Source organism: Nostoc sp. LEGE 12447 (assembly GCF_015206985.1).
Classification (GTDB): domain Bacteria; phylum Cyanobacteriota; class Cyanobacteriia; order Cyanobacteriales; family Nostocaceae; genus Nostoc.
This window is the reverse complement of the sequence record NZ_JADEXT010000011.1, coordinates 175,877-192,729: the sequence shown is the minus strand read 5'-3', so window position 1 is coordinate 192,729 and position 16,853 is coordinate 175,877. Positions and strand designations below refer to the sequence as shown.

General features: G+C 39.6%; 11 protein-coding genes. 6 read left to right on the top strand and 5 right to left on the bottom strand.

All coding sequences use genetic code 11. The features are described from left to right. Positions 1–179 (top strand): IS1 family transposase (locus IQ274_RS14765; RefSeq protein ID WP_194142693.1); only part of this gene is annotated, 179 nt, incomplete at its 5' end. A gap of 201 nt (positions 180–380) precedes the next feature. Here IQ274_RS14765 and IQ274_RS14760 read toward each other — a convergent pair. Beyond that, positions 381–650, bottom strand: coding sequence for a hypothetical protein (locus IQ274_RS14760; protein WP_194142692.1), 270 nt, complete (start codon positions 648–650; stop codon positions 381–383). Positions 651–827: 177 nt separating this feature from the next. Here IQ274_RS14760 and IQ274_RS14755 point away from each other — a divergent pair, with 177 nt between their 5' ends. The 3 genes from IQ274_RS14755 to IQ274_RS14745 all read left to right on the top strand — a co-directional run bounded on the left by IQ274_RS14755 (position 828) and on the right by IQ274_RS14745 (position 6,293). Beyond that, a complete protein-coding gene (locus IQ274_RS14755) occupies positions 828–1,265 on the top strand; it encodes a hypothetical protein (RefSeq protein ID WP_194142691.1) in 438 nt (145 codons plus the stop codon). A gap of 441 nt (positions 1,266–1,706) precedes the next feature. Then, the gene (ileS, locus tag IQ274_RS14750) at positions 1,707–4,589 is read left to right on the top strand and encodes an isoleucine--tRNA ligase (RefSeq protein WP_194142690.1); all 2,883 of its coding nucleotides are present in this window, start codon (positions 1,707–1,709) and stop codon (positions 4,587–4,589) included. Positions 4,590–5,138: 549 nt separating this feature from the next. Next, a complete protein-coding gene (locus IQ274_RS14745) occupies positions 5,139–6,293 on the top strand; it encodes a histidine decarboxylase (protein ID WP_194142689.1) in 1,155 nt (384 codons plus the stop codon). A 74-nt stretch (positions 6,294–6,367) separates the two neighbouring features. Here IQ274_RS14745 and IQ274_RS14740 read toward each other — a convergent pair whose 3' ends face one another. Then, on the bottom strand, positions 6,368–9,751 hold the full coding sequence (locus tag IQ274_RS14740; protein ID WP_163929816.1) for an EAL domain-containing protein: 3,384 nt from the start codon (positions 9,749–9,751) through the stop codon (positions 6,368–6,370). Between the two features lie 234 nt (positions 9,752–9,985). Continuing rightward, entirely contained in the window at positions 9,986–10,870 is an 885-nt protein-coding gene (locus IQ274_RS14735; protein WP_012408196.1) for a ParA family protein, read from the bottom strand. Positions 10,871–11,120: 250 nt separating this feature from the next. Between IQ274_RS14735 and IQ274_RS14730 the strand changes: the two genes are divergently transcribed. Continuing rightward, complete coding sequence (locus IQ274_RS14730; protein WP_163929815.1) at positions 11,121–12,293, top strand: homospermidine biosynthesis protein; 1,173 nt, start codon at positions 11,121–11,123, stop codon at positions 12,291–12,293. Between the two features lie 104 nt (positions 12,294–12,397). On the opposite strand, the gene IQ274_RS14725 is transcribed toward IQ274_RS14730, so the two are convergent. Both IQ274_RS14725 and IQ274_RS36550 read right to left on the bottom strand, forming a co-directional pair. After that, positions 12,398–14,305, bottom strand: a complete 1,908-nt coding sequence (locus IQ274_RS14725; RefSeq protein ID WP_228058198.1) for an adenylate/guanylate cyclase domain-containing protein — start codon at positions 14,303–14,305, stop codon at positions 12,398–12,400. Positions 14,306–14,415: 110 nt separating this feature from the next. Continuing rightward, the gene (locus IQ274_RS36550; protein ID WP_228058197.1) at positions 14,416–14,751 is read right to left on the bottom strand and encodes a hypothetical protein; all 336 of its coding nucleotides are present in this window, start codon (positions 14,749–14,751) and stop codon (positions 14,416–14,418) included. 757 nt (positions 14,752–15,508) lie between these two features. Between IQ274_RS36550 and IQ274_RS14720 the strand changes: the two genes are divergently transcribed. Further along, positions 15,509–16,672: an endo-1,4-beta-xylanase gene (locus IQ274_RS14720; RefSeq protein WP_194142688.1), complete on the top strand. Its 1,164-nt coding sequence runs from the start codon at positions 15,509–15,511 to the stop codon at positions 16,670–16,672. The last annotated feature ends 181 nt before the right edge of the window (positions 16,673–16,853 follow it).

The following is a 16,853-nucleotide window of genomic DNA, read 5'->3' as shown; positions in this document are numbered from 1 at the left end:
ATATTGTTAGTAAAACCTACATGACCAGGGTTGAAGGAGAAAACAGTCGTTTTCGACATTATCTTGCTCGACTACATCGGAAAACTTTTTGTTACTCTAAGTCAGAAAAAATGCTGAGACACTCTATCCGACTGGTCATACATTATCTTAAGTATGGTTCAGTGCCGCTCACGATGTGAGGTACAAGTTTTATTCCAGCGATCGCCTGATTCATATTTTGATTCAGCAACGCCAAATTCCTGATTAGTCTCCTAATCGCCTAAATACCCTTCCCTGGTTTTACTAGGCAGGCAAAACCGTCTCTCTCTGAGTCGGAGCTACGGTGTATACACCATAGCTTATAAAGGGGAGGGAATTAGATGTTCTAGTTTCCTATCATGTTATTGTGGCGATCGCATTTGCTGATTTGGCGATCGCGTTTGTTGATTCAGCGATCGCATTTGCTGATATAGCGATCGCGTTTGTTGATTCAGCAATCGCATTTGCTGATATAGCGATCGCATTTGTTGATTCGGAGTTCGCATTTGCTGATATAGCGATCGCATTTGTTGATTCGGAGTTCGCATTTGCTGATATAGCGATCGCATTTGTTGATTCGGAGTTTGCATTTGCTGATATAGCGATCGCATTTGTTGATATTGCGTTCGCATTTGCTGGTTGCACTTATTTTCAGACAGCAAATCGATATGGAAAATGAGTAAAAATACAGACAAACTCGTAATTATTTCATTAAAAGCTCAACGAAATAAATCCACAAAACTACCCATCTCAGGCAAAAGGATACTCCACTATGTTGAAAAAGGAATTCTTAAAAAAAAGGATATCTCATGTCTTTAAGAACTCGTGGTTCTGCTGCTGTTGACAAAGCCCAACTTCGTCTCGCCTTGCTTAAATCCGTTGATGAAAACCTGGATTTAGGACATGGATTAACCATCGAAGCCTACAACCACCTTATCAACACTACACGTTCGACGCTAGAAGCTCATAACACGCTTGTATCCAATCTTGAAGAATCGCGTAAGACAATAACCCAGATGGATAAAGCCCTTTCCGAAATGTCTGAACGAATGCTAAGTGGAGTTGCAACTATCTATGGCAGAAACAGTATAGAGTATTCCAAAGCTGGCGGCTCTAATGGAAAAAGAAATAAAAAATCTAGTTCAAAAGTTGCTTCAGTTGTAGCGGTTCTTCCCACTCAACCGGCTCAAGCTGCAATTGCGAATGTGTCAACTAACGGTAAAAGCACAACTCCTTTACTGCAATAATCCGCTTTATTGCATAAATCTAGTACCGTGTCAAGCTTAAATTTGTGCATTAAAGGTAGGTTGGGTTTCCTTACGTCAACCCAACCTACCTTTAATCCATCTGAATTTTATAGTAGCGATGTGGCGGGCTAGGCGTAGGGCGTGTTTTCAAACTATTTGTTTAGCCTCCTAACTTTTTAGATCCCCCTAAATCCCCCTTAAAAAGGGGGACTTTAAGAGACTCTTTGCCCCCCTTTTTAAGGGGGGTTGGGGGGATCTAAGACTTTGAAAACACGCCCTACGCTCTTGTGGAAAAGTCCTATCTTTATATTTGCAACTTTATTATCGAAAATTCAAGGTAGGGAGAGGTTTATCAAACTCGCTCTCAAAAAGCGAATTTTGGTTTTCAGGCTATCTTCTATAATTGATAAAACCTGCACACCTAATTCTAGGCATGAGACTGTGACCGAATCAGGAAGTTACAAAGATACTGTAAACCTACCCAAGACTAGCTTTGATATGCGGGCAAACGCCATCAAGCGCGAGCCTGAAATCCAAAAATTTTGGGAAGAAAATAAAATTTACGATCGCCTCTTTGAAAGTAACCCCGGCGAATTATTTATACTGCACGATGGGCCTCCCTACGCTAATGGCTCACTCCATATTGGTCATGCCTTAAATAAAATTCTCAAAGATATTATTAATCGCTACCAAATGTTACGAGGGCGTAAAGTTCGCTACGTTCCTGGTTGGGATTGTCACGGTTTGCCAATTGAGTTAAAAGTTTTGCAGAACATGAAGTCAGCAGAACGGCAAAATTTAACGCCTTTACAACTGCGGCAGAAAGCGAAAGAATTTGGACTAGCTACGGTAGATAACCAGCGCCAAAATTTTAAACGCTATGGTATTTGGGGTGATTGGGACAACCCTTATCTAACTCTGAAGCCGGAATATGAAGCGGCTCAAATTGGTGTGTTTGGTCAGATGTTCTTAAAAGGCTACATCTATCGCGGTTTGAAGCCAGTTCACTGGAGTCCTAGCTCTAAAACCGCTTTAGCTGAAGCTGAGTTGGAATATCCAGAAGGTCACGTTTCACGCAGTATCTATGCAGCTTTTCCAGTTACAAGTTTGGCGGAAGCTGTAAAACCACTGTTGGCGGAATATCTGCCAGATTTGGGTGTTGCTATTTGGACAACCACACCTTGGACAATTCCGGGGAATTTGGCGGTAGCAGTGAATGCAGATTTGAACTATGCAGTGGTGGAGGTTTCCCAGTCAGAGGCGCAGAGCAATTTTAAATACCTCATCGTTGCTGCTGATTTGGTCGAACGGTTATCTTCAACGTTGGGACTTGAGTTAACTCTCAAAGCCACCTTTAAGGGGAATGACTTAGAACATACTACTTATCGTCATCCTCTATTTGACCGTGAAAGCCCAATTGTTGTCGGCGGTGATTATATTACTACTGAATCGGGTACTGGGTTGGTACATACCGCACCAGGTCATGGTCAAGAAGATTACATTGTTGGTCAGCGTTACGGTTTACCCATCCTTGCACCAGTGGATGACAACGGCAATTTTACCCAAGAGGCGGGAGAATTTGCTGGGTTGAATGTGCTGGGTGATGGGAATCAGGCAGTGATTGATGCACTGGCTGCGGCTGGTTCTTTGCTGAAGGAAGAAGCATATCCCCACAAATATCCTTATGATTGGCGGACGAAGAAGCCGACGATTTTCCGCGCTACTGAACAATGGTTTGCTTCCGTGGAAGGATTTAGAGAAGAAGCACTAAAGGCGATCGCAACTGTAAAATGGATTCCAGCCCAAGGTGAAAATCGGATCACGCCAATGGTAGCGGAACGTTCCGATTGGTGTATTTCTCGTCAGCGGAGTTGGGGTGTACCCATTCCCGTTTTCTACGACGAAGCCACAGGTGAACCACTGCTTAATGAAGAAATTATCAACCACGTCCAAGGAATTATCGCTGAAAAAGGTTCTGATGCTTGGTGGGAACTTTCAGTTGAGGAGTTATTACCGGAATCTTATCGCCAAAATGGCAAGTCTTACCGCAGAGGTACAGACACAATGGATGTATGGTTTGATTCTGGCTCATCTTGGGCAGCTGTCGTCCAACAGCGTCCAGAGTTACGCTACCCTGCTGATATATATTTGGAAGGTTCCGACCAACATCGTGGTTGGTTTCAGTCAAGCTTGCTGACCAGTGTAGCGGTAAATGACGTTGCGCCTTACAAAACTGTACTAACTCACGGCTTTGCTTTGGACGAACAGGGCCGGAAGATGAGCAAGTCAGAAGGAAATGTGGTTGACCCCAATACAATCATTGAAGGTGGGAAAAATCAAAAAGTAGAACCAGCTTACGGTGCAGATGTCTTGAGATTGTGGGTATCATCGGTAGACTATTCTGGCGATGTCCGCATTGGTAAAAACATCATCAAGCAGATGAATGATGTCAGAGGCAAAATTCGCAATACGGCGCGGTTTTTGCTTGGTAGCTTGGATGATTTTGACCCAGAAAAAAATACAGTTCCCTTCGAGGAATTGCCAGAACTTGACCGTTATATGCTGCACCGCATCACCGAGGTATTTGAGGAAGTAACGGAAGCCTTTGAGAGTTTCCAGTTCTTCCGCTTTTTCCAAACTGTGCAGAATTTCTGCGTGGTCGATTTATCCAACTTTTATTTGGATGTTGCCAAAGATAGGCTGTACATCAGTGCAAAAGATGCTTTCCGCCGTCGCAGTTGTCAAACGGTGCTGAAAATAGCTTTAGATAATTTAGCACGAGCGATCGCACCAGTGTTATGCCACACCGCCGAAGACATCTGGCAATATCTCCCTTATAAAACACCTTACAAATCAGTGTTTGAAGCCGGTTGGATACAGGTAGAGGAAAAATGGCGTAATCCAGAATTAGCGGAATTTTGGAAAACATTGCGACGACTTCGCACCGATGTTAATAAGGTTTTAGAGCAAGCTAGGGTAGAAAAAATTATTGGTTCTTCTCTAGAAGCAAAAGCGTTAATTTATGTCAATGATGAAAAATTACGTATTGCTATCAAAGCTTTAAACCCTGTTAATGGTGATGGTGTTGATGAAATGCGCTATTTATTCCTTACCTCCCAAGTGGAATTATTAGATACTGCTGACGCATTGCAAGGATTGAGAACCTTAAGTGTTCAAGGTGAGGATAACTGGGGAATTGGGGTAGTGAATGCAGACGGGCAAAAGTGCGATCGCTGTTGGAACTACTCTACTCATGTGGGAGAATCAGCAGAACACCCCTTAATTTGCGAACGGTGTGTTGCAGCCTTAGCAGGAGAGTTCTAGTAAATATATCTGAGTTCAACGAACCTCTCCCTACCTTGAAATAAAGTTCAAGCCTTTCCCTCTCCAACTCGGAGAGGGAAAATTTTGTGTAGTAAAACCAAGGACAATACTTCTCGGTTAAGCATTTTTAATTCAGAATCAGGTTTTGGGAAAAGGTTAAAGGGGAAGGGTTAAAGGTTTTTTCTTTCCCTTTGCCCCTTCCCCTTTAACCTTTAACCGAGAAGTATTGAAACCAAGGAGAGGTCTGTAATGACATAGACACATCTGTAGAATTCACGTTAAATCAGTTTGTAGTCACCGCCTAAAAAAGATATTTTACTTAATACATATTATGGTGTTTTTGTAAAGCAAGTAATTTCTAAGGGTTATATACTTATAAGAAAAAAATCAGGTGTTTTTACTGAAGCAGACTAAGTACTTTCACCGTATTCTTTTCATGTATAGAAGCATATCTCAGTCTTATAAAGAAAATATAAAGGTATGGATTAATACGTAAATTTTCGATTAAAACATCCATTAACTTAATCAAAATTCAAGAGATACAAAGATATGTCACATAAAGTTGCTAAAGAGTTGGCAGATTTTTTGCTGCAAATAGAACAGCGATCGCAGTTTCATGCAGGCTATCCGTATAATTTAAGTTGTGATTACAGTGCGATCGGGAAATTTTTCAATCATCTGTTAAATAATGCTGGAGACCCATATATTGAGCCAGATTTTGGTCTCCATTCCCGAAAGTTTGAGCAAGAAGTATTATCTTTTTTTGCTCACCTCTATAAAATTCCAGAAAATCAGTTTTGGGGTTATGTTACTGCTGGTGGAACTGAAGGTAATTTATATGGAATTTTCTTAGCAAGAGAAATCTACCCTAATGGGATTCTTTATTCATCACAAGACTCTCATTACTCAATTCCCAAAGCCGCGAAATTATTCCGCATTCAACATAATGTTGTGAATTCGCAAATTAATGGAGAAATGAATTATGACCATTTTGAACAACTACTTAGTGAAAATCGTCGTTATCCAGCTATCATCAATTTAAATATTGGAACTACTGTCAAAGGTGCAATTGATAACTTAGACAAAGTTCTAGAAATTTTAGAGCGCAATCAGATTAAAGATTACTACATTCATTGTGATGCTGCACTTTCAGGGTTAATATTACCGTTTTTAGATGGCGCTCCGCAAGTGAATTTTCAAAAACCGATAGATAGTGTAGCTATTTCTGCTAAATTCATTGGTTCTCCCTTACCTTGTGGTGTAGTTTTAACTAAGAAAAAATGGGTAGAAAAAGTTGAAACAGAAATTGAATATATTGGTTCAAAAGATACAACTATTCTGGGATCTAGAAATGGTCATACTCCCCTAATTCTCTGGTATGCAGTACAAACAAGAGGTTATGATGGATTAGCTAAAGAGGCTAAGACGTGTATTTATAATGCTCAATATCTTTTTCAACAACTTCAAATCAGAGAATATCCATGTATGTTAAATAATTTTTCCAACACAGTAGTTTTTCAAAAACCTTCTCAAAGGTTAATTAAAAAGTGGCAATTAGCAGTTTTTGAAAACTCGGCACACATGATAGTCATGCAGAATATTGGTCGAGAGAAAATTGATATTTTTATTAATGAACTATTGTTAGAAGAAGGGTTAGTTAATAACGCAGAAGATTTCCAGCTACAGCCAGTACTACAACACTAATGAAGATTCTCAAGTATAATTGATTTTTCAATTTTACAAGTTGTTTCTCCAAACAGAATTAGATACCAAACAACTTATCTATTTAAAAAGTTTTTGTAACACAAGTTAGCAGCAAGTAGCATTTCTACTTCTACACTTTCCATCGGTGGTAAGAAAAAATACCCTTGTCCATAATCACATTGTAACGCCTTCAATTGTGCTAATTGTTCTACAGTTTCTATGCCTTCTGCTGTAACAGACATATTGAGATTATGAGCTAATGTCACAATCGCTCTTACAATTTCTAAATTTTCTCCTCGACTACCTATATTAGTGACGAAAGAGCGGTCAATCTTCAGGGTTTTGATAGGTAAGCGGTGTAGATAACTCAAGGATGAATAACCAGTTCCAAAATCATCCATGTGCATCTCGACATTTAGCTCTGTTAACTGGGAAAGTACGGTGGTAGCTAATTCAAAATTATCCATCAACAGGGTTTCAGTAATCTCCAACTTCAAACTGCATGGCTCCAGTCCAGTTTCTTGCAAAATATGTTTAACTTGTTTAAACACATCGGGTTGCGTTATTTGTTTCCCAGAAAAATTAACGCTAATTGTCAGAGGTAGCGAGCTAGGAAATTGTTGATGCCATCTGTGCATTTGCTGACAGGCTTCAGAAAGCACCCATTGCCCAATACTAACAATCATTCCAGTTTCCTCAGCCAGAGGAATAAACTCTTGAGGGGAAATAAGACCTCGTTCTGGATGATACCAACGTATCAGGGCCTCAAATCCAATAATTTTGCCAGTTATAAGTGAAATAATTGGCTGGTAATCAAGGCGAAATTCTTCTTGTTTGAGCAGTGCATTTCGCAGAGCAGTTTCTAACTCTAATAGCAAAGATGCACCCTCGTACATCTTTTGGTCAAAGACCTCATAGCGTGCTTTACCAAGTGATTTGGCGCGGTACATTGCAACATCGGCATCGCGGAGAATATGCGCTGATTGTTCATAATCTGGCTTACTTAAAGCGATGCCAATACTAGCATTAGTAAATACCAGATGCTCATTTAATTGAAATGGCAAAGCTAGTACATTTTTAATTCGCTCGGCTACCTGTATGGCGATGTCAATATCCTCAATGTCCTCAATTAAGATGGTGAACTCGTCTCCACCAAAACGGGCAACTATGTCTCCGCCTCGCAGAACTGACTTTAGCCGATGGGAAATTGCAATCAAAAGTTGATTTCCTAGTAGATGTCCCAGACTGTCGTTAACAACTTTAAAGCGGTCTAGGTCTAAGAAGAGTACGGCAAATAAATAATTATTGTGCTGTTTGGTACGTTCTATTGCCTGCTGCACTCGCTCCATAAATAATCGTTGATTAGGTAATCCGGTTAGCCCATCATGAAGACTATTGTGAAGTAGTTGCTCTTGTGCTTGTTGGCGCTTGATAATGTCTTGTTCTAGTTGTTGATTTACTCTGATAAGTTCAACAGTACGTTCTAGAACCAGTTGCTCAAGCTGATAACGATATTGGATTAATTCTTCCTCTACTAACTTCCGTTTAGTGATGTCACGGATAATAACAACATACTCCCTTAGCTGAGAATTAAATGGCTGTGAAATAGTCGATTCAACAATTCTTAGACCTTGGTTTATTTTTAAAGTTTGCTCAGTTCTGATAGACCATTGCTTTGGTTTACCGTGATAACATACTAAGAGTTGATTCAAGTTTTTCCCAAGCAGCTCCTGAGAGTGTGTTTGAAATAATTCTTCAGCCGCAGCATTTGTTTGACAAATTTTACCGTTTTCATCTAAGACTAAAACAGTATCTGGAACGGTATCGAGAGTAGTGATAAATAGGCTTTTAGCTTGTTTGCGTGCTTCATCAATAGCAACGATTTGTGGTAGAGTTGTCCAGCAAGCGATCGCTACTCCAATTAAAGAAAGCGTTACTAACAGAATAGCTAGTAAAGAATTTTGAGGATTATCAGAAACTTTACCTAATAAATCGCGGATAACCCAACTGCTTGTAGCAGTAATACAAATTAATGATACTAGGACAATCACCTGTAGTATCAGAAAGTCTGAATTGTTTGTGCTAGACCGAGTATAGTAACGCTGTGTCCACCATTCCAACTCTAGTGGCGCAAATCTTAAGCGACGTAGCCCGACATCTCCTATCATCAGAACAATGGGTAATAATAATCCCACTGAAAAATCTCTCCAATTCCAAGCTAAACCTCCTACTATTAGAACTACCGCTTCTAAACAGAAAAAACCAAGTGACCACCAAGGCCATAACACCTGGGGTTTTCCTCGACACAGCCATAATCCCAGATGTAACCCCATAATGGACATTAAATAACAGGTGCCTGCTACTGTGACAAGTTGAGATACATTTCCCAAATTTAGACACAGCAAACTGATTAGAAAGGTAACGAAGATAGCAGGGCCAAGGACACCTTGACGGGAAACTAATGCAAATATGGGAGAAATCTGTCTGTCCAAGGCAAGTTGATATAATATCCGAGGAGAATTGGAAACTGCCGTAGCAGAACTTAAAAGACAAGATACAGTAATCAAAAGTGTTGCTAGAAAAGAGGCAGATTCACCCCAAAAAGGCTTAGACGCTGCTACCAGATTTAAGAACGCATCGTCACCTATTGTAGGATTTTGACCCGAACACATTAATACCCAAGAACCACCTAAAAAGACTGGAGGAATTAGCCAAGCAGCTACGGTTAAGAAGCTTAAAGTTTTATACGGATGGTGGCTATCAGCTACAAAAGAAGAAGTGGTTTCACAAGCATAAATTGAATAGCTAGCCAGAAAAAACCACTTAGCCCATTCTTCAAAGCTTATAGTATGTGTGCTGGTTGAGATAAATTTAAAACTAGCAGTTGAGAAGACTAACCATAAAACGCCTTCAATAGAAAACAAAAGCAGTAATAAAATTGCTGGGAATACAAAAAATAAATGCAAGAGCGCTAAAGCACGAGTGCCACTGAACGCTAAAATAAAAGGAATAGCTGTAAATAAAACTTTTAATAAAGTTTCTGGACAAGAAATACCTAATGTTCCAAAATTGACTTTAATTAAGTCTGTGAGAATAATCGCATACAGTGCCGGTGCTGCTGCCCAGCTAAAAAAGTATCCTAATGCTACGTAACGACCTAAGCCAGGAAAATTTTTTAATAGCCTTGTGGTATAATTCGGTGTTCCTCCAGCGACATCTGGCCAACGTCTACCTAGACTTTGCACCTGCAAGTTCAGTAAAAAGGAAATAATCGTGCCAACAAACCAAACTAAAATCGCTTTAGGCCCTAACGCCGCATGAATAATAGGGGCAGTACCAATCCATCCCACATGACCCGTTAAGCCAAAGCCCCAGGTTTCGAGATAACTCAGAGTCCGTGGTAAACGTATTACCAAGTTCTGATTTTTCTCTGTCGGTATAGAATTTTGAGTAAGCATTGTTTCTTAGTAAGATTTACTGACCTTCTCACTCAATAGCCGAATCTCGCTGCATATAGCTTCCGTATAAGTGCTGAACTTATATAAAAGATAACTTACTTATAGCAATACTATCTAATTTATGAAAATTCGTGCTGTCCAGATCCCCGGCAACTTTTATGAAGTCGGGGATCTAATTTTTAATGAATGATTTAAGACTGCTATATTACCCTCATTAGCTTACTGATTAGGTCTTTATAGCTTTTGCAACAACTCCTGAGTTAACTGAAAAAATGCTTTTGATCCAGCTGATTGGGGAGCATTTAAAACAGCTGGCATAAAACTATCAACAGCCTTAGCAACATTGACATCAACTGGTATTTGTACTTTACAAATTTTCTCTACCCCGAAATCTTCGACAACGCGGTGCATCACTTGTTTATAGTATCTGCCAGTGAGAAGGTTAGCAGTAGACATGCTGAATACAATTCCCAGCATTTTTATATCTATTTTTGTTTCATGTCCATGACTGTCTTTCAATTGGGCGATACGTCTTTCTAGTAGTTGAATACCCACTACAGATAAGGGTTCTGGTTTCGCCGGAAGTATGTAGAAATCGCTGGCAGCTAAAGCGCTACGAGTCAATAAATTATATCCAGGGGCACAATCGAGAAGGATAAAATCATATTCTTGACGGACTGGTTTTAAAATGTTATTAATCAGCACTCTTTCAAAGCGATTCCAAATCGTCTCAAAGTCCTGTTCTCCTAATGCAGTTGCTTGTTGATGTAGCATTTCTGATACAACAAATTCATCATATAAGTCGATATCTCCTGGTAATAAATCCAGTCCGGGAAGATTACAAACCTGGGATTGAATGATATCTTGAATTGTGAGTTTTGCTTGTGGGTCTGGATTGATAACTTCGTCGATCAGATACCTAAATGTCTTGCTTTGTTTACGGCGCTTGGCAAAATCTAAAGGCGACATCAAACTGAGTGTGGCGCTAATTTGGCTATCTAAATCAAGGACAAGCACCCGCTTGCCATGATTTTTAGCTAAACAGGTAGCTAAGTTGACGGTGAGGGTAGTTTTACCAACGCCACCTTTCATGTTTGCAGTAGCAATTACATATCCCATTGGTTGAGTCCTCTGTTGACGCATTCTTCACATCTAGGTAGCGTACACCTCTCTCGATTTATTAAATCTTCCATTAAATTTAATATTTTTGGGAACTCAACGAAGAGGAAGGGGGGAAGGGAGCAGAGGGAAATGACTACTTCTCCGTGCCGTGGGTGGATTTACCTGCTGTACTATTTAAATTGCTATCACTTTGGTTGAAAGCTAGATAACATTAGATTCGGCGTGTTTACTGTTCGGGAGTGCCAAAATGTCTAAACAGCTGGGTCAAAAAATTGCACCTACACCTATATCAAATGATATCAATGTAGTGGATTTGATCGATCAATACTTCACTGCTTATAACTCAGCGCGGTTGCGGGAAATCTGCCAACTTCTGAGTCGTGATGTGCTAACCGAAGGTGTTACTGTCGGAGTTAGCCTTTCTGGTGCGATGACACCAGCAGGATTTGGGGTTTCAGCGCTTGCACCCTTAATTCGTAATGGCTTTATTGATTGGATGATTAGCACTGGTGCAAATCTTTACCATGATATGCATTACGGTTTGGGTTTTGAACTCTTTGCTGGTAATCCTTTTTTGGATGATGTGAAACTGCGTCAGGAAGGGACTATTCGCATTTATGACATTATCTTTGGTTACGATGTGCTACTAGAAACCGATGCGTTCATCCGCAAGATTTTACAAGGGGAAGCGTTTCAGAAGCGGATGGGAACTGCTGAGTTTCACCATTTACTAGGTAAGTATGTTCGGGAAGTAGAAAAGCAACTGGGTGTGCAGCATTCCTGCTTGCTGGCTACAGCTTATGAGTATGGCGTGCCTATATATACGTCTTCTCCAGGAGATAGCTCTATTGGGATGAACGTGGCGGCTTTGGCTTTGGAAGGTTCGCAGTTGGTGTTAGATCCATCAATTGACGTAAATGAAACGGCTGCGATCGCATATAATGCCCGTGAGTCAGGCGGTAAAAGTGCGGCTGTAATTCTCGGTGGCGGTAGTCCTAAGAACTTTTTACTACAAACTCAACCGCAACTTCATGAGGTATTAGGGCTAGAAGAACGAGGACACGATTACTTTGTGCAGTTTACTGATGCACGTCCAGATACAGGCGGTTTGTCTGGAGCAACCCCATCAGAAGCCGTTAGCTGGGGTAAGATTGACCCGGAAGAGTTGCCTAACACAATTGTTTGTTATACCGATAGTACGATCGCTTTACCACTGGTAACAGCATACGTCTTGAATAAGTGCCAACCTCGTCCCCTGAAGCGTGTTTACGATAAGCGAGAAGCCATTTTGGATAAACTGCAAAAAGACTATCTAGCAGCCAAAACCCAACCATCGGATCAGGTTCCTGCAGCAGTGGCTGAAAGTGCCCAAAAGCAGACAGCGACTTATCCTTGTGGGCGGCTGATTCCGAATACGTAGGGAGTAGAGGAGGCAGGGAGCAGGGAGCAGGAAAGGATTAGGGGAAATTATTGAACAAGTCTCTTCTCTATTTCCCATGCCCAATGCCCCATGCCCCATGCCCCTCATCCCTTTTGCCCAACCAAAAAATAAGTTGTCATTTTCCCTTTCCCTTTAACTTCGATTTCGCCCCGCTTTTGAAATAAAAATTCATTACACAAAGACTTATAAGTATTTTCTGTAACCTGGATTTTACCAACAACACCTTGAGATTCCATGCAGCTACCGATGTTTAGCGTGTCTCCCCAGAGATCATAAGTAAATTGGTTGAGGTCAATTACTCCAACGACTACGGAATCACTATGGATGCCGATACGGATGTTGAAGTTTTGGTTATTTTCAGTATTAAATAGAGCGATCGCAGTTTGGATATGTAGTGCCATAAGAGCGATCGCTTGAGCATGATCTGGGCGGCGCGTAGGTAAACCACCAACTACTATATAAGCATCGCCAATGTTCTTGATTCTCTCTAAACTATATTGTTCGGTGAGGCGATCGAAAGTTGAGAAAATCGAGTTAAGTAAGTTTACCACTTGAATTGCACTCATAGAAGCAGCAATTTCGGTAAAGCCGACAATATCTGCAAATAAAACCGTGACATCAGCAAATTCTTCAGCAATGTTAGCTGATTCTTCTTTCAGTTCCTTGGAGATTGCGGTTGGCAAAATATTCAGCAATAAACGTTCGGTTTCTTCTTGCTGATGACGTAGCGCTTCTTCTGCTGCTATTCGCTGGGTGACATTGCGAAATATGCCACGAACGGCAACTGGATGACCTTCAGAAAATTTACAGTTAATATTACCTTCTAAAAAAATTGTTTGACCATCTTTAGTAACGAATGCCGCTTTTACTTGATCAAACTTTTCTCCTGACAGTACGCGATAAAACCTTTGCCAACATTCTTGTTTAAACTCTGGATGTATAATATCGAAAATGGTCATATTCGCAATTTCAGCTTCGCTATATCCTAAAGTTTCTTGCCATGCAAGATTGACATACGAAAAACGACCATAGACATTGACAGATAGAATCAAGTCATTAGCATTTTCAAATAAATCCCGATAGCGTTCTTCGCTTTCTATCAGAGCATCTTCTGCTTGTTTGCGTTTGATAAACTGGGCGATTTGGCTACCAATAGAACCCATCATTTTCAATAGGTCTTTATCTTTTGGTTGTACGTCACGGCTAAAGAAAACCATCACTCCTAAGATTTCACTATCGTCTAAGATAGGGAAACCAAAGGCTGCGTGCAATCCAGCTTCAGCCGCAGGTTGCGATCGCCTTGTGTCTCCATCTTCTGTGATATCTTTAATCCACAAGGGCAAACGTCTAATCCAAATTCGACCAGGTAAGCCAATACCGGGAGTATAGGTAGTTTGCCAGGTGATTGCCTTAAACTCTCGCACAGAAATTACTCGACTTGACCAAATTTCCACACACCTTAGTATTGCATTGATGCTGTTCCCCTGTACCGGAGTGCCAATATATTGACTTGGTACCCAAAGTTCACCTAAATGCCATCCCAGGTTTTGACAAATCGATTGCAAAATTTGCGGAATTGCCTGCTTTATGCTTTGGGATTCTGATAATATCCGAGTGACAGCATACTGGGTACTTGTACGCTGTTCTCGATATTGTCGAGCCGTAATATCCCGACCAATGTAGACAATATCTTCTAATCCTTGTATTTTTTTCGGAATTACTGAACAAGAAAAAGCAATCAACCGCTTTTCTCTAGTTTTAGTTCGACAAACTACTTCTAAATTATGAAAATTTTGCCGGAAATAATAATTTTTAAAAATTGATTCTATTAAAAAATGGTCGTCATCCATTATCAGAGATAGTGGGCGATTAATTAATTCTTCTTCACTAAAGCCAAATAATTCTTGAGCAGCATTATTTACTTTTTTAATATTGCCTTTGCTACTAGTTATTAGCAAAGCATCCGGCATTGAATTAATTATTTTTTCCATATAAGTATTGTATGCGTTTAAAGAATCAATTCGCAGTTTTTCTTCATAAGTTTGTTACGCTAAATTTTGCTTTAAAATAAAATTATTGGTAACATCTTCAATAAAAACAATTAATTTATTTCTAAATTTATTTTCATCCTGGTTGCCGATAATATATATATGAATATATATATATATATCTTATTTGAACGTCGTCCAATTGCTTCTAAATCAAATAGTTGCTGCTCTCCTCGCAAAATAGCTTGCAAAATCTTTTCAAGTCCGATAAACTCAGGAAAACTTAGCCGGATATCTTTTCCCCAGATCACCTCTTCAGGACTATCTGCAAACCTTTGCACTTGCTCTGATGTATTTATGATGCAGAAATTATCATCCAGTTCCAAATGTTCAAATTTATCTGGTAATGAAGGTTTGTTGAAAATCCGATCTAGTCGTTGGTCTTTCATTGTAGTATGAAAAAACTTGATATTTATCTTTAATAAAAATAGCAAAAAAGGATATTTCAGGGCATAAGAAGAAAAAATGCCAATTAATTATTACTATATAACAGCATAACTCTGTCGATAACTCAAAAATCACAAGTTAGGAATAACAATTGGTAATATAGCATCACTGATTAATAATTACCTTAGCTGTGGTTTCAAATGTTTGCTCAGAATACAAGTCTGCTAATCAGAATTTGTAGAAGCTGTTAATACTCAATTTTTTTAATGATATTAATATTAATTTATCAAATATGAGATTTTTATGACTTAACTAAGTGTGGTTGAGCGAAAACGGCTATGAGTAAGCTTTTGAGTTGGTTAATCAGAATTAAGTAAGCATCAATAATATATGTTATGTCTTTTGGAGGATTGACAATAGAATAAAATTTTGTTTTGAGCAGCTTATATTCAAGAACGTAGTTTCTAAGCGATCGCCAGTTTAACAAAACCACTCGCAATATGCTTATAAGTTAAAGTTTTAATCTTTTGCAGATTCCCTTTTAAGCCTTGTCGTTACTCACATCTGAGCCTTCTAAGAGGGGATATTACATTTCTCTAAAGAGGGCTATTATTAGATGATTTCAGTCTACATGAATGGACTTTGGCTATCAGCCTTGCACTTCGGTTTATGGTAGGATGTCGAGTAAGTGCGATACTTTAAAAAGTATAAAAAATTATTCTGTAATATAATAATTGTGCTTTTTATTAAATATCGTTTATGCCTTATCGCAGAAAATTTTTAAAAAGAGCAGGATACACAACCCTTTCTGCCTTATTGACTATGGGGTTTTTACAAAAGGATAGGCAGAATGAAGATGGTACCACAAATGCTGCTACGGCAAATTATCTAAGTGCAAGCGCAAATGTCAATTCTCCCCTTCGACAATTAGCAGCAGCCAAAGGAAAGCGTTATGGTGCAGCAGTTTCTAGTGAATTTTTGCTACAAGAGAAGGGTTACGCTGACCTAATTGCTCGTGAATGTTCGATAGTGACACCAAATGGTGAATTAAAATGGAACGCCACTGAACCACAGCCAGGAAAATTTACTTTTGAGTCAGCAGATGCGATCGCTGGTTTCTGCCAAAAGCATAATATACAATTGCATGGGCATACCCTTTTCTGGCACATGGGAAAACCAGACTGGCTACCTTATCCCCCCACTCTTAAAATGCTCGAACGCCATGTTAAAGGAGTTATGGGGCATTATCGCAATAGCCCTGTTTTAAAGTCTTGGGATATTGCCAATGAAATTATCGCTGATAGTGAAAATGAAACTGATAATCCTACCTACGGTTTGCGTAAAGGGGTAAAACGAGAATTAATTCGAGATTTGTTTTTAATTGCGGCTTCAGTTGATAGTAGCAAGAAATTTTACCTCAACGATTTCGGCATCGAAGGCGCTACATGGAAATCAGATCGTTTCTTAAAAATGGTCGAATATCTGAAGAATAGTGGCGTTAAAATTGATGGTGCAGGTATCCAATCACATCTATGGTTTTCTACTGCCTATGGTTTTGACCAAAAAGGATTTAATTCTGTCTTAAAACGGCTTAATGATCTTCAAGTTAAACCAATAATCACAGAATTAGATATTATCATTGATGCCCCACTGCCTGATAGAATCAAAAAGCTAGACCAGATGGTAGCCGACAGTTACAAGCGATATCTTGACCTCTGCTTTGCGGCTGGAGTTGATACTGTAATTACATGGGGAATTACCGACCGTCATACCTGGATACGTCATCCCGACTGGATGCCAGGAAAAACCTTTAGAAACAATCCAAGTCTCTGGAAATTCCTGCGTCCACTTCCCTTCGATGAAAACCTGCAACCTAAACTTGCTCGCAACGCTATTGCCCAGGCTTTTAAGCAAGCAACTTAATACTTCACCCAGACGTAAATAGCACTTTCAAATGTTATTCTCAACGAAGTATGTGGAGATATTATTCATCATTTACGATGATGAGATATAAAGTGTCTTGAAGTAATTAATGATTAAGCCTTAATACAGTATTTCATAAATTCGTGACAAATTGAGTGACGTACTGGTGAGGCTTGGCGAA

Bases quoted from the DNA above. Each gene is read 5' to 3' on its own strand.
- IQ274_RS14735 (WP_012408196.1), bottom strand. From the start codon at position 10,870: ATGGGATATGTAATTGCTACTGCAAACATGAAAGGTGGCGTTGGTAAA.
- IQ274_RS14755 (WP_194142691.1), top strand. From the start codon at position 828: ATGTCTTTAAGAACTCGTGGTTCTGCTGCTGTTGACAAAGCCCAACTT.
- IQ274_RS14740 (WP_163929816.1), bottom strand. From the start codon at position 9,751: ATGCTTACTCAAAATTCTATACCGACAGAGAAAAATCAGAACTTGGTA.
- IQ274_RS14730 (WP_163929815.1), top strand. From the start codon at position 11,121: ATGTCTAAACAGCTGGGTCAAAAAATTGCACCTACACCTATATCAAAT.
- IQ274_RS14760 (WP_194142692.1), bottom strand. From the start codon at position 650: ATGCGAACGCAATATCAACAAATGCGATCGCTATATCAGCAAATGCAA.
- IQ274_RS14720 (WP_194142688.1), top strand. From the start codon at position 15,509: ATGCCTTATCGCAGAAAATTTTTAAAAAGAGCAGGATACACAACCCTT.
- IQ274_RS36550 (WP_228058197.1), bottom strand. From the start codon at position 14,751: ATGAAAGACCAACGACTAGATCGGATTTTCAACAAACCTTCATTACCA.
- IQ274_RS14725 (WP_228058198.1), bottom strand. From the start codon at position 14,305: ATGGAAAAAATAATTAATTCAATGCCGGATGCTTTGCTAATAACTAGT.
- IQ274_RS14745 (WP_194142689.1), top strand. From the start codon at position 5,139: ATGTCACATAAAGTTGCTAAAGAGTTGGCAGATTTTTTGCTGCAAATA.